Here is a 13,423-nt window from a genome sequence, read left to right on the forward strand (position 1 = left end):
ATCTCACATGTTCTGCCGGCGCGTGATCCTGACCAGGACCTTTTTCGGCATGACCGATATAATATCGGCAATGTTGATGTTTTTCCCCGTTATGGCGACGGGCAGTTCCTTGAGCACCGTATCCTTCCGCTCGGCCTCGAAAAGGGCCTTCAGGTTCACCCTGGCGGCGTCCACGTAGGCCTCAAGGTCGCCGGGCGCCACGGGGCGGTTGTTTTTCGAGCGGATATAGACCTCGACCTCGCGGTCCCTGATCTCGTACTCGTACTCCTTCGCGCCGTTCCGGATGGAGACGGGCGCGGTCACCATCACCAGGTCCTTCAGGTCCGTGATCAGCACCCTGACCATGAATTTCTTCTCGTTGAACGTGACGTCCTTGTACCGCTCCTTCATCAGGCCCACCTGGCGCTGCAGCTCGCCCGTCTCATTTTCAACGGACACTCCCTCGGTATCGACCGATTCGATGTCGTTGATGACGGATTTCGGGCCCGATATCCTGACCCGCTCGGGCAAAACCGTCTTGTCGACGATGATCTTCCCCTTCGGCGCCGTGCCGGTTATGGCGGGCACGACCCTGACCCACTTGTCCTCTTTTTTCTCAACGGTAAGGATCACCTCGGGCTCCACGACGGATATCGAGACATCCTCGGGGACCTGCAGCTTTTCCACCTGTATCGGGTAGGCCTTGGAATCGCCGATCTCGGCCTTCTCCATGTTCACGGTGGCCTTAATGTTCTTGATGTTGACGCTCTTCAGCTCGTCCTTCCTTCCCTCCAGCAGCACCATCGCGTACCGTCCGGAGAGGCCCGTAACGGCCAGGTTCGCCGGGAGGTTCCTGGTGACGATGGGAACCTTGTAGCGGAGCTTCTCCGTCTTGCCGGTCATGATGAAGGCCCAGAGGATCACCGCCAGGAGGAGACAGATGCCCTTGGCCATGAAATCCCGCTCCCCCACGATGGATGTCAATCGTTCTTTAATCACTTTCATGATATCACTCTGAGCCCTTCTTCGTCGGCACCCGGAATTTCTCCTCGTAGGCCGTTTTCGGGTTCATGAAGAAGAGGATCATGTTCTTCAGGTCCTGCACGCGCACGCGGGAGAAGAGCCTCCCGTTCACCATGATGCAGATGCTGCCGGTCTCCTCCGAGGTGAGGATTACCAGGGCGTCGGATTCCTCCGCGATGCCCAGGGCCGCCCGGTGGCGGGCGCCGTGCTGTTTCTTCAGCTGCTTGGAGTCGCTCAGGGGAAGGTAACAGGCCGCGGCGGATATGCGCCCCTCCTGGATGATGATGGCCCCGTCGTGGAGCGGCGTCAGCGGGAAAAAGACCGTGCGGATGAACTCCTCCGATATGTCCGCGTTCACCAGCACGCCCGATTCCGCGTAGCTCCTGAGACCGGTGTTCCGCTCGATCACGATGAGCGACCCGATCTTCTCATCCGCCATCGACACCACGGCGTTTACCAGCTCGTCCAGGGGGAACGGCTCCTTCCCCGCCTCGTTGGCCAGCCAGTTCCTCTGGCCGAACTGGGTGATGAGGCGCCGCAGCTCCGGCTGGAACAGGATGATGACGGCGATCACCACGGAGGAGGCGATGTTCGTGATGAGCCAGTCCAGGGTGTCGAAGTGGAGGAACTTGGCCAGGATCGCCACCACGATGATGATCATCACGCCCTTCAGGAGCTGGATGGCCCGGGTGTTGGACAGGAAGCGGTACACCAGGTAGAAGATGAACGCTACCAGGACAATATCGATGACGTTCCGGAAATATTCCCAGAATAGCCTGAAATAATGGGTCACGGTGTTCGCCAGTTCAATCATTCCCTATGATATCCTCTTTAACATCTCCATTGCCTCAAGGGCCAGGCGGTGCTCCTTCACGTCATGGACCCTGATGATGTCGGCCCCGTTCAGGACAGACGCAGCGTTCAGCGCGATGGTGGCCGGCAGGCGGTCCGCGTCGCCGCCGTAGAGCTTCCCGATCAGGGACTTGCGCGACAGGCCCACGAGGACCGGGAAGCCGAGCTTCCTGAATTCATGGAGATTCTTTATTATCCGGTAATTATCCTCAAGCGTTTTTCCGAACCCGATGCCCGGATCGACGATAATTTTTTCGCGGCCGATGCCGCTCGCCAGGGCCCTTTCCGCGGCCGCCGCCAGGAAGGCGCATATCTCGCTCACCAGGTCGGCGTAGCGGGGGTCCCGCTGCATCGTCTCCGGCGTCCCCTGGATGTGCATGAGGACCACCGCGGCGCCCCGCTCCGCAACGACGCCGGCCATGGCGCCGTCGAAGGTGAGGCCGCTGATGTCGTTTACGATCGAGGCGCCCGCGGCCAGGGCCGCCCGCGCCACCGCCGCCTTGTTCGTATCGACCGAGAGGGGGACGCCTATATCACCGGCGATCCTCTCGATGACCGGGCAGATCCGGTCGATCTCCTCGCCCGCCGGCACCGGCTTCGCGCCGGGCCTGGTGGACTCGCCGCCGATATCGATGATATCCGCTCCCTCGTCGCGCATGCAATAGGCCCGCTCCGCCGCCCGGTCCGGATCGGCGTACCTGCCGCCGTCATAGAACGAGTCGGGCGTTACGTTGAGGATCCCCATTATGCGCACGCGGTCCATGGGCGCCTCAGAACGTCACTTTGACCGACGCGATATGGTTGAAGCCCCTGGTTATCGTGTCCATGGTAAAGGCGTAGGAAACGTCGAACTGCACCACGTGGAAGGTCAGGCCGGCCGAAAAGACCAGGTCCTTGATGCCGATATAGATCGACGCCCATTTCATCACATCGTACTGGGCGCCGACGCTGTAGCCGAAGGTCTTCACGTCGAGCTTCTTGGTGCCGCTGACCGCGAGGGTGAAGTTCCTGTTGGTGATGAGGGCGATGCCGAGCTTCAGCGTGGGATAGGCGAAGGCGTAGGTCCGGTCAAGGCCGGCCCTCTTGACCATGGGGTACATCCCGGTTCCCAGGTCCTGCACCACGAGGCCGACCTTCAGGAAGGGAAGCAGGTACACCTGGGTGCCGATATCGGCGCCGCATCCCAGGTAGTAATCGTTGCCGATCCTCTCGTACAGCCCCTTGACGCTGAACCCGAAGGAGGTGACCCCCAGCGACACGCCATAGGATAGGTAGCCCGCGGTGGCGAGATACCCGAGGCTCCCGGTCTTCAGGTTGTTATAGTCCCTCCGGTCGATCCCGCCGGAAAAAACGGTGTAGGCGCCCAGGCCGAGGACGCCCTTGGGGAGATTGATGGCCATGCCGAAGAAGGCCGTGTTGGTCCCGTAGGTAAGCATCGACCCGCTGAGGGCCGCCTGCACGGTGAAGCTCCTTTCCTCCTCGGAGAACCGTATAAGGTCGCTCTCGGAAATATCCTCCACCTTACCCTTCCGCGCCTTGTCCTTGATTTCCTTTTCAGTGAGGAACTGGGTGTGGCGCAGCTCCGTGAGTCCGGCGGGGTTCCAGTAGATCGAGAAGACGTCGTCGGCCGTCACTTCCCCGTTCCTGCCCATGGCCACGTATTTCCCGCCGACCCATCCGCCGCGGGTGAAGGTGCCCCTGCTCCGGCCCCGAGCCAGGACCCGCACGGTCTTGCTCCCGCGCAGGCCGGTGCGCACGTCCTCGGATTCAACGCGCATCACATACATCCCCGGCTCAACGCGGTTTCCGTGGCGGTCCCTGCCCGTCCAGACCGCGGGGTAGCCGGGAAACACCCCCCCGTTGACGTCTTCTCCGTCAACGGTGTATATGTTGACCTTGACCTTGTTGAACATCGGCGAGGGATATCCCATCGCCTCCAGCGCCAGGGCCTGCAGGTCCGTTATTTGCACGATGCCGCTCCCCGGGTAAAAGGGCACGGGCCACACCATGACACCCTGCGTGTTGTACGCAAAGGCGGCCACTGCCGAAAAAACAATGCAGGAGGTGCCCAGGAACAATGTCAAAACACGTTTCATGACGATTTAACGCAAGCCCGTAATTATGGATTTGATAACATGAAGGTGATATATCGATTTCATCATAAGGTCAACAAAAATTTAGAAGCAATCTTAAAATTGAATCTTGATCCATCGCGTCATTCCACCGGGTCATTCTTTTATCGAATCATCATCCGGCGAGCCTTCGAAATAATCATGGGCCCCGGCCACGACCTCGTCGACCGTGGCTTCCCGCTCCGCTGACGCGGGAGCGGCCTCCTCCGTGCCGCAGGAGAAGTAGAGCAGGAACTCGATGTTCCCCTTGGGCCCCCGGATGGGAGAATGGGTCAGGCCCTTCATGGCCATGCCCTTGTCCGCGAGGGCGGCGATGACGCGCTTCAGGATAACGGCATGGACCTCCTTTTTCCGCACGACGCCTTTCTTGTGGTCCCCCGGCCCCGCCTCGAACTGGGGCTTCACCAGGATCACGCCCTCCACGGGCGCGAAGACGTCCCGGACCGTGTCGAAGACCTTCACTATGGAAATAAAGGAAAGGTCCGCCGCGATGAAATCAACCTGATCCGGGAACATCTCCCGGGACAGGCTCCGGGCGTTTGTCTTTTCCATGACGATGACGCGGGGGTCCTTTCTCAAGGAATAGTCAAGCTGGCCATAGCCCACGTCCACGGCGTACACTTTCACCGCGCCCTCCCTGAGCATGCAGTCGGTGAACCCGCCGGTGGAGGCGCCCAGGTCAACGGCTGTCTTCCCGGCCAGGGAAATGCCGAAGCGGTCCAGGGCGAGCTTGAGCTTCCGGCCGCCCCGGCTCACATAAAGACCGCCGGGTCTTTCAACGGTGATGGTCTCGGCTCCGGAAATCGTCCTGGCCGGGTCCATGACGGTCTCGCCGTTCACCTTCACCCAGCCGGCGACGATCTCGCGCCTGGCCTTCTCCCGCGACTGGGACAGGCCGCTCCGGGCGAGATGGATATCAAGGCGCGTTTTTTTCATGAGGATATCTTCCGCTTGGAATGTGATCCAGATAAGAGTCCGTGTCAAATGAAAAAAATCATCCCTGTTTCACTGACCGGCCTGATCCGATCGGCCCATGCCTGGAAACTCCATGGCGGCTATTTCCCATGGTCGTGTAAAAAAATTTAGCTGGACACCGGCGCAAAAATGCAAATAATAACGGGACCGCTCATGGCCGGGATAAAATCCCGCGCAATAACAATGGCGTCGCCTTTGGCGGCCCCGTCAACCTGAGGCCGCGATTTATTTGCCTGGAGTGCAAGCGGAGGGAAATCATGGAAACGAACCCAATGTTCCAGATCGGGAAGATCGACCAGGTCGGCGTAGCCGTCCGCAATGCCGACGAAGCGGCTAAATTCATGCAGGCGGCGTTCGGGCTCACCTTCACGACCTTCAACATGCCCGAAGCCAGGGCCATACTCCACGGAAGGGAGGTGCGGTTCATCACGAGGATATCCATCGCCAGGGCGGGCGCCATTGACCTGGAGATGATGCAGATACTCGAGGGCGACCATATCGTTAAGGAATTCATGGAATCTCACGGCCCGGGGATCCATCACCTGGGCATATACGTCAAGGACCTAAACCGGTCGGTGAAGGAATGGGAGGAGAAAGGCGGCACGCTGCTGCAGCGGACGGCCCACCCCGCGGGCATCGGCACGGCCTACCTTCAGATCGAAGGGCTCTGGGGCGGATCGTGCATCGAGCTCATCAAGCTCGGAGGAGGATGATGCCATGAAGGGAATGAAGGTCGTACTGATCACCGGCGCTTCCAGGGGGATCGGCCGGGCCCTGGCGGAAGAGCTCTCGCGCCGGGGGCACCGCGTTTACGGCACCGGCCGCAGCGCAATAAAGGAGAAGCTCCCCTTCGCGTACATTGCCATGGACGTGACGGACGGGAAGTCGGTCAAAAAGGCCGTGCGGCAGGTCATCAATGCCGAGGGTCGCGTCGATGTGCTGGTGAACAACGCGGGCGTGAGCCACTGCGGCACCGTGGAGGAAACGCCGGCGGCGATCGCCAGGGACATGTTCGAGACAAATTACTTCGGCCCCCTGTCGCTTATCAGGGAGCTCATCCCCGCCATGAGGGAGCGGCGCTCGGGGACCATCGTGAACGTAACCTCCGCGGCGGGCAGGATCGGCCTCCCCTTCGAGGGACATTACAGCGCCAGCAAGTTCGCCCTCGAGGGACTGAGCGAGGTTCTCAGGCACGAAGTGACGCCCTTTGGCATCCGGGTCATCGTGGCGGAACCGAGCGACGTGGGAACCTCGATCTGGGAGCGCACCGCCAAAACAGACGCGCCGGCCTCGCCCTATCAAGACATGCTGGAACGGTTCCTCGCCGTGAAAGCGAAAGAGATGGGACCGGGCGCCGACAGCCCGGCCCATGTGGCGCGCCAGATCGCGGACGCCATCGAATCGGCGGGGGGCCGTTACCGTTACCCGGTGGCGAAGATGGCGGGGCTCATCATGGCGCTGCAAAAACTGCTGCCGGAACGGCTCTTCTTCAAGATTATCGCGGGGAATTACAGGCTTTATGGGAAATGAAACGGAGGATGCGCCGCCTCTGAAAGCGGGAACGATTCTTCCCGCCTTGCATCGCTCCGCCCGGCGCGGCAATGTCACTCATTCCCGTTCCCGATATGAAACGTGTATATGGCGGACACCAGTATGCCGAAAAAGTGGTCGTACTCCTTATCGATGATGTTCATCGACACGTCGTTGTTGAAATAGCCGTTGATCCTGTTCTTGTTGAACCGCTGCATGTTGTAGAGGAGCTGGTATCTGCCGCCGAGGGAAAGGGTCGTGTTGATCCTGCTGATATTGTAGGCCAGGGACAGGGAGGCGCTCCCGCCGTAGGAAAAATAGCGGCCCTTTTCCGGTCTTACGGGGAGCAGGCTAAATACCGAGTTCTCATAGAGAAACGACCGGGCCCTGTTGATCCTCACTTTCTCAGTCGACCAGAGGGCCAGGCCGGAGGCGCTCATCATGAGATAGAAATCGGCCCCGAGGGGAAAGGTCAGGCCCACCCCGATTCCCCCGCCGAAGGCCTTCACCTCATCGACAAGGAACCTGCCGATGATCACCGGTGTCGACCCCGGAAGAACATCGTCGAGGCGCTCCTCGTAGCGGTATCCCTGGGCCTTGAAGCCGCCGAAGATCTTCACCATCCGGTGCACCGCGCATCCTATTGAGGTGTCGCTGTCCCACTTGAGGATGTCCCGCGAATACTTTTTATACGATGCCGACAATCCGCCGTTGCCCGACACTCCCGACAGGAACTGGGTCCTGGAAAATCCCCGGGAATGAGCCTTGAATTGGCCCATGGCGAAGACCGACTGGATGGACCAGCGCCCCAGGAAGCCGATGGAAATCACGGGTCCCGCCATGGCGTTGGGGGACGGTTTGAAATCGCGGGAATCCTCGATGAAGAGCCCCGGATTTTCAATATACACCATGGTGATGGATTTCGCGTCGGACCATGCGGGGTTCCACCACACGTACCAGGCGGTGCCGCCGATGCTCAGGTCCACAGCGGCGAGCGCATAGGCAGCTTTGAAAAGAACAATGAACATGAAGATCGCTGTTTGTTTTTTCATAAATTATATCATGCAGGCAATTCCCCATTTGTCAATAATTTAACGGCTGCGGCAGCGCCGTGTATCATGAAGGTTTTCAGGAACTCCCGTTCTCCCCGATGGCCCCGGCATGAATATTGTATTGACAGGTCGCCGCATGTACTATATAAAACATCCCATCCAGACAAAGCAATAAGAGGATTATCGATGCTTCGTGAATCATTGGTGAGCCAGAAGGAAGAAAGCACCTATCGCCGCTGGTTCCAGGATGAATACTTCGACCTGATCGTATGGCATGACAGGGAGAGCGGGCAAATCACCGGTTTTCAGCTCTGCTATGACAAGAATAAAGACGAGCATGCCTTCACCTGGCATGCCACGGGCGGGTTCAGCCATCACAGGATAGACAATTCGCGGTCGCCGCACCGCCACCCGTCGACGCCGATCCTCGTCGACGACGGCGTCTTTCCACTCACGTCCATCATGGAAAAATTCAGGGACAGCTCCGGCGCCCTCGAGGCCGGGCTCCGGGACCTGGTGATGGAGAAGCTCTCCGAATTTTCAAAAATGTGACATGCTATTATTTATCGTACCGATAACTATCGGCTGATTACCACAATCCCGGAATCAGCCTCTTGCGGTCCCGGGCGAATTCCGCGTATCCCTCTATCTTCATGAGGGTCTTCTCCTCGATGAGGATTCGTACTACAATGGCGGGAATGAACAGCAGCAGGTATATGGCCAGCGTTACATAATTGAAGAAAAAAACGACAATGCCCCCATGGGCCGCCAGCATTCCGGCATACGCGGGATGCCGCATAAACCGGTAAGGTCCGGTTGTAATGATCCTGTGATCATTCATCACGCTGACCGCGTGGGAATAATAATCGCCAAGAGTTTCAATCGCCCATGTCCTGAAAAGAATGCCCGCCAGGAACAGGAGCGCCCCGGCCCAGTGGGCCATGCCGTGCCGCACATACGGCGGAGCGAGCCAGAGGGCCGAAAGGACCGTCAGGGCCTGCCCGACCCCGTAGAGCTCCCTGGTTCCGTAATCCGAAGACTTTTTCTCATGGTGGAGATCGGGCCGGAAAACTTTCATTTCACGGAACAGCCAGAGCAGGTAGATCAGCATCACGATTATCTCCAGGTCGATACGGGATCCGGCCGGGATAGAGCCCTCGCCGTTCAATCTCATGAATACGCAGAAAACGACAAGCACGATAAGTATCATCGGCAGGATCAGCGAACCGTACTTTTTCATTTCGATTCTCCGGGATGATGTATTATTATTTTATCAGCTTGAGTACACGCTTGGCCAGGGTCTCAGGGTCTATGCCATACTGCTTGAAGAGCTCCGCGTTCCTGCCATGGGTGATAAAAACATCGGGGAAGCCGCCGCAGAAGAGGACCTTTTCCCTGAGGGCGGGCCGTATCGACGCGAGGAGATGCTCGCCGGCGCCCCCGGAGATCATGGCGTTCTCGAGGGTGATGGCGCGCTTCACGCCGCCCAGGACCCGCTCGATTCCCCTGACGTCCAGCGGCTTGATGGTGAGAAGGTTTACCACCGCGGTCCCGATGCCGCGCGCCCCGAGAAGGTCGCGCACCTTCAGGGCCACGGGCACCATGTCGCCGAAGGTGAAAATGGCGAGGTCCCTTCCGGCGGTCAGCTTCTTGATCCTGCCCAGGACAAAGCTCTTTCCCTTATCGTAATTAAACTCGGTCCGGTCAATGCCGCCGCGGGGATACCTGATGGCCACGGGGCCGTCATTGTGCCGCGCCGCGAAGTAAATCATGTCGCGCAGCTCCTCCCCGGTCGACGGCGCCAGGAGGATGAAACCGGGGATGTTCTTAATAATGGCGATATCGAAGAGGCCCTGGTGCGTCTCGCCGTCCTGTCCAACTGAGCCGGCGCGATCCACCAGGAGGCGAATGGGGAGCTTCATGATGCCGACGTCATGAATGAGCTGGTCAACGGCGCGCTGGAGGAAGGTCGAATAAATCGACACGAAAGGCTTGATCCCGCTTACGGTCAGCGCGCCCGCGAAGGTGACCGCGTGCTGCTCGGCGATGCCGACATCGAAAAAGCGGTTGGGCCACTTCTTCTCGAACTCGTACAGTCCCGTGCCCAGCTTCATGGCGGCCGTGATGGCGACGATTTTCTTGTCGTTCCTGGCTATGTGGGCCAGGGTCTTGCCGGCAATCTCGGAATAGGAAATACGCTTGTCGCCCCGGGCGATACCGGTGGCCCGGTCGAAGGGGCCGATACCGTGAAACAGGGCCGGGTTCAGCTCCGCCGGCACGTATCCCTTCCCCTTCTTGGTGAGGACATGGATTATCTTGGGCCCGTAATTGATGGCCCTCACCCTGTTCATGACATGGATCAGCTGGGATATGTTATGGCCGTCGATGGGGCCGAAATAACGGACCCCCATGTCCTCGAAGAACTGGCCGGGAATGATCATCTTCTTGAAGCTCTCGATGGAGCGGTAGATCAAGTTGAAGAGGGGCCCGCCGATGCGCGGTATGCGCTTCACCAGCTCCATCGACTTTCTCCGTATGCGGTTGTAGGTCGAACCGGTAATGATGCGGGTGAGGTACTTGGACAGGGCGCCCACGTTCTCGTTGATGGAATGCTCGTTGTCATTGAGTATGATGATGACGTCGCTGTCCATCTGGCCGATCTGGTTGATGGCCTCGAAGGCCATGCCGCCGGTGAGGGAGCCGTCGCCGATCACCGCTATGACCTTGTGCTTTTTCCCGGCCAGGTCCCTGCCCACGGCGGAGCCGCTGGCAAGGGTGAGGCTCGTGCTGCTGTGGCCGGTGTCGAAGGCGTCGTATTCCGATTCATGCATCTTGGGAAATCCGGATATGCCGCCGTACTGCCTGATGTTCCGGAACGCGTCCCGGCGGCCGGTCAGTATCTTGTGGGCGTAGCTCTGGTGGCCCACGTCCCAGATGATCTTGTCAGCCGGCGTGTTAAAAACGTAATGAAGGGCGATGGTGAGCTCCACGACGCCGAGGGAGGAGGCGAGGTGCCCGCCGTTTTTGGATATCACGTCGAGGATGTAATCGCGCACTTCTCCCGCGAGGTCATTCAGTTCGGCCGGCTTGAGTTTTTTCAGATCCCTGGAGCTGTTTATCTTTTCGAGTAACATTTACGGCTTATACTCATATGGCTATTAAGCTTTCCCTCCCCCTTGATGGGGGAGGCCGGGTGGGGGTGATTATTGCACGATCCACCCTCCCCTGACCCCTCCCATCAAGGGAGGGGAATACAAACCTCACGCGATTATCCGCGTGACTTTCTCCGTTTTCCCGTCCCTGGTTATTTCAAACACGATGGCGTTGATCTTGCAATTCTTTTCCGCCACCTCGAACTTGACCCTGGTGAAGGTAAGGAAACGCTTCACGGAATTTTCCTTGTTGATGCCGATGACCGAATCAAAGGACCCGGTCATCCCGACATCGGTGATGTAACCGGTCCCGTTCGGCAGGATGTCCTCGTCGGCGGTCATGACATGGGTGTGGGTGCCGAACACGGCCGAGGCCCTGCCGTCCACGTGCCACCCGAAGGCCTTTTTCTCCGAGGTGGCCTCCGCGTGGAGGTCCACGATGATTATGGGGGCCCTGTCCCTGACTTCCCCGTAGATGGCGTCGAATTTCTGGAAGGGGCAGTCGATGGGCTCCATGAAAAGCCTTCCCTGGAGATTGATGACGCACACGCTGAAGCCCTTCCGCTCGATGATGTGCCAGCCGTGGCCGCGCACGCCCGCGGGATAGTTGGCCGGCCGGAGCAGCGCCGCCTCGGAGTCGATAATCTTCATCACCTCCTGGTTGTCCCAGATATGGTTGCCGGTGGTGATGCAGTCCACGCCCGCGGCAAGGAACTCGTGGACGATGTCCGGCGTTATCGACTTGCCGCCCGCGGCATTCTCGCCGTTGACGATGACCATGCCGATCCGGTGCGTGTCGACGATCCCCTGGAGCTTGTCCTTCAGGACCTGGCGCCCGGGCCGTCCCACGACGTCACCGACGGCTAATATTTTTATGGTATCACTCATTATGCCTGCATGCAGCGGTTGAAACCGCTGCTTATCAGATTTATTTGGAAGGCGATTTACATCGCCTCAATGCAGCGGTTAAAACCACTGCTTATCAGATATATTTGGAAGGCGATTTACATCGCCTCAATGCAGCGGTTAAAACCACTGCTTATCAGAAATATCAATTGTTATTGGTGGCGGTTAAAACCGCCACCAATTTTCTATTATTTCGCGTATTCGATAATCCGGGTCTCCCGGATGACCGTGACCTTCACGATGCCGGGGTACTTCAGCTCAGACTCGATCTTGGTGGCCACATCCCGGGCTATGCCCTCCGCCTTCTCGTCGCTCACGATGGAATTGTCCACGATGACGCGGAGCTCCCGGCCGGCCTGTATGGCGTAGCACTTCTCAACCCCCTTGAAGGTGAGCGCGATCTGCTCGAGGTTGTCGAGGCGCTTCAGGTACGTGTCGAGGGACTCCTTGCGGGCCCCCGGACGGGACGCCGATATGGCGTCTGCCACCTGCACCAGCACCGCCTCGAAGGATTCCGGCTCGCGGTCATTGTGGTGAGAGGCGATGGCGTTCACGCACTTGTCGCTCTCGCCGAACTTCTTGGCCAGCTCGGCCCCGACGATGGCATGGGCGCCCTCGCCCTCTACCACGCTCCCCTTGCCGATATCATGGAGGAGGCCCGACCGCTTCGCCAGATGCACGTCGAGCTTGAGCTCGCCGGCCATGATGCCCGCCATGTTGGCCACTTCAAGGCTGTGGGAGAGCACGTTCTGACCGTAGCTAGAGCGGTACTTCAGCTTGCCCAGGTTGTAGAGGGCCTCCTTGGAAAGGCCCGTGATGCCGAGCTGGTACGCCGCCTTTTCGCCCTCATCGAGCATGTTCTCCTCGATCTCGGTGGTGACCTTCTCGACGACCTCCTCGATCCTGGCGGGGTGGATCCGCCCGTTCTGGATCAGCCGCTCAAGGGAGAGGCGCGCTATTTCGCGGCGCACAGGGTCGAAGCCGGATATGACCACGACCTCGGGGGTGTCGTCGATGATCATGTCAACGCCGGTGAGGTTCTCCAGGGTGCGTATGTTCCGGCCCTCGCGGCCGATGATCCGCCCCTTCATCTCGTCCGACGGCAGGGATACCGTGGTGATTGTGCTCTCCGAGGTGTAATCGGAGGCGTTGCGCTGGATCGCCGTGATGATGATCTCCTTCGCCTTCTTTTCCGCGGCACGCTTCGCCTCTTCCTCGATCTTGTTGATGATCTTGGAGGCCTCGAAACGGGTCTCGTTCTCAAGGTTTTTCAGGAGCACCTGCTTGGCCTCGTCCGAGGTCATGCCGGCCACGCGCTCGAGCTCCTTCTTGTGGCGCTCGAATTCCTTCCGGAGCTCTTCCTCTTTCTCCGTGTTCTCCTGCTCCTTAACCTTCAGCACCTTTTCCTGCTTGTCGATCTGGTCAAGGCGCTTGTCTATAGTCTCTTCCTTCTGGAGAAGGCGCTTCTCGATGTTCTGAAGCTCCTGCCGCCGGTCGCGGCCCTCCTTCTCCAGGGCGTTCTTCTCTTTAAGCAGCTGGTCCTTCGCTTCAAGGAGCAGCTCCTTCCGCTTGTTCTCGGCATCCTTCACCGCGTCCTGCACGATCCGCTGCGACTTGGCCTCGGCGGAGCTCAGCTTTATCTTGCCAAGATATGCGCGAAAGGCATATCCCACTATTCCAACAACTGGGAGTGCAATAATGAGTATAATCGTCAATGTTGTCATACAGTTCCTCCCGTCCCCCCTATAATATGTAACAGCCCCCGCCATGGCGATATTTCAGCCATGACGGTCTGTAATTCTGTCCAGGCCGCCATGATCGA

General features: G+C 59.0%; 13 protein-coding genes. 3 read left to right on the forward strand and 10 right to left on the reverse strand.

Features of this window, described 5'->3' with window-relative positions:
• Positions 1–3: 3 nt before the first annotated feature.
• The 5 genes from KA369_09785 to KA369_09805 form a co-directional block, all read right to left on the reverse strand.
• Positions 4–984, reverse strand: coding sequence for a YbbR-like domain-containing protein (locus KA369_09785; protein ID MBP7736248.1), 981 nt, complete (start codon positions 982–984; stop codon positions 4–6).
• 4 nt (positions 985–988) lie between these two features.
• Positions 989–1,816: a diadenylate cyclase CdaA gene (cdaA, locus tag KA369_09790; protein MBP7736249.1), complete on the reverse strand. Its 828-nt coding sequence runs from the start codon at positions 1,814–1,816 to the stop codon at positions 989–991.
• Positions 1,817–1,819: 3 nt separating this feature from the next.
• The gene (folP, locus tag KA369_09795) at positions 1,820–2,617 is read right to left on the reverse strand and encodes a dihydropteroate synthase (GenBank protein ID MBP7736250.1); all 798 of its coding nucleotides are present in this window, start codon (positions 2,615–2,617) and stop codon (positions 1,820–1,822) included.
• Positions 2,618–2,624: 7 nt separating this feature from the next.
• A complete protein-coding gene (locus tag KA369_09800; GenBank protein MBP7736251.1) occupies positions 2,625–3,950 on the reverse strand; it encodes a hypothetical protein in 1,326 nt (441 codons plus the stop codon).
• Between the two features lie 132 nt (positions 3,951–4,082).
• Complete coding sequence (locus KA369_09805; GenBank protein MBP7736252.1) at positions 4,083–4,928, reverse strand: TlyA family RNA methyltransferase; 846 nt, start codon at positions 4,926–4,928, stop codon at positions 4,083–4,085.
• Between the two features lie 290 nt (positions 4,929–5,218).
• On the opposite strand from KA369_09805, the gene KA369_09810 reads away from it, so the two are divergent.
• Together KA369_09810 and KA369_09815 are read left to right on the forward strand one after the other, a co-directional pair.
• The gene (locus KA369_09810; protein ID MBP7736253.1) at positions 5,219–5,674 is read left to right on the forward strand and encodes a VOC family protein; all 456 of its coding nucleotides are present in this window, start codon (positions 5,219–5,221) and stop codon (positions 5,672–5,674) included.
• A gap of 4 nt (positions 5,675–5,678) precedes the next feature.
• Positions 5,679–6,491, forward strand: a complete 813-nt coding sequence (locus tag KA369_09815) for an SDR family oxidoreductase (GenBank protein MBP7736254.1) — start codon at positions 5,679–5,681, stop codon at positions 6,489–6,491.
• A 74-nt stretch (positions 6,492–6,565) separates the two neighbouring features.
• Here the strand turns inward: KA369_09815 and KA369_09820 are convergent, their stop codons facing one another.
• Positions 6,566–7,543, reverse strand: a complete 978-nt coding sequence (locus KA369_09820; GenBank protein ID MBP7736255.1) for a hypothetical protein — start codon at positions 7,541–7,543, stop codon at positions 6,566–6,568.
• 186 nt (positions 7,544–7,729) lie between these two features.
• Here KA369_09820 and KA369_09825 point away from each other — a divergent pair, with 186 nt between their 5' ends.
• A complete protein-coding gene (locus KA369_09825) occupies positions 7,730–8,095 on the forward strand; it encodes a hypothetical protein (protein MBP7736256.1) in 366 nt (121 codons plus the stop codon).
• Between the two features lie 37 nt (positions 8,096–8,132).
• On the opposite strand, the gene KA369_09830 is transcribed toward KA369_09825, so the two are convergent.
• From KA369_09830 to rny, 4 genes are all read right to left on the reverse strand, one after another.
• Positions 8,133–8,783 carry an isoprenylcysteine carboxylmethyltransferase family protein gene (locus KA369_09830; GenBank protein MBP7736257.1) on the reverse strand — a complete coding sequence of 217 codons (651 nt, stop codon included), beginning with the start codon at positions 8,781–8,783 and terminating at the stop codon, positions 8,133–8,135.
• A 25-nt stretch (positions 8,784–8,808) separates the two neighbouring features.
• Positions 8,809–10,677 (reverse strand): 1-deoxy-D-xylulose-5-phosphate synthase, encoded by a 1,869-nt coding sequence (locus KA369_09835; GenBank protein ID MBP7736258.1) that lies wholly within the window; start codon positions 10,675–10,677, stop codon positions 8,809–8,811.
• Between the two features lie 126 nt (positions 10,678–10,803).
• Entirely contained in the window at positions 10,804–11,571 is a 768-nt protein-coding gene (locus KA369_09840; protein ID MBP7736259.1) for a TIGR00282 family metallophosphoesterase, read from the reverse strand.
• Between the two features lie 218 nt (positions 11,572–11,789).
• A complete protein-coding gene (gene rny, locus KA369_09845; GenBank protein ID MBP7736260.1) occupies positions 11,790–13,316 on the reverse strand; it encodes a ribonuclease Y in 1,527 nt (508 codons plus the stop codon).
• Positions 13,317–13,423: the final 107 nt, after the last annotated feature.

This window comes from Spirochaetota bacterium, from assembly GCA_017999915.1.
Lineage (GTDB): Bacteria > Spirochaetota > UBA4802 > UBA4802 > UBA5550 > RBG-16-49-21.

Excerpts from the sequence above, each read along its gene's own strand:
- KA369_09815 (MBP7736254.1), top strand. The coding sequence starts at position 5,679 with ATGAAGGGAATGAAGGTCGTACTGATCACCGGCGCTTCCAGGGGGATC.
- cdaA (MBP7736249.1), bottom strand. The coding sequence starts at position 1,816 with ATGATTGAACTGGCGAACACCGTGACCCATTATTTCAGGCTATTCTGG.
- folP (MBP7736250.1), bottom strand. The coding sequence starts at position 2,617 with ATGGACCGCGTGCGCATAATGGGGATCCTCAACGTAACGCCCGACTCG.
- KA369_09785 (MBP7736248.1), bottom strand. The coding sequence starts at position 984 with ATGAAAGTGATTAAAGAACGATTGACATCCATCGTGGGGGAGCGGGAT.
- KA369_09800 (MBP7736251.1), bottom strand. The coding sequence starts at position 3,950 with ATGAAACGTGTTTTGACATTGTTCCTGGGCACCTCCTGCATTGTTTTT.
- KA369_09810 (MBP7736253.1), top strand. The coding sequence starts at position 5,219 with ATGGAAACGAACCCAATGTTCCAGATCGGGAAGATCGACCAGGTCGGC.
- KA369_09835 (MBP7736258.1), bottom strand. The coding sequence starts at position 10,677 with ATGTTACTCGAAAAGATAAACAGCTCCAGGGATCTGAAAAAACTCAAG.
- KA369_09825 (MBP7736256.1), top strand. The coding sequence starts at position 7,730 with ATGCTTCGTGAATCATTGGTGAGCCAGAAGGAAGAAAGCACCTATCGC.
- KA369_09830 (MBP7736257.1), bottom strand. The coding sequence starts at position 8,783 with ATGAAAAAGTACGGTTCGCTGATCCTGCCGATGATACTTATCGTGCTT.
- KA369_09820 (MBP7736255.1), bottom strand. The coding sequence starts at position 7,543 with ATGAAAAAACAAACAGCGATCTTCATGTTCATTGTTCTTTTCAAAGCT.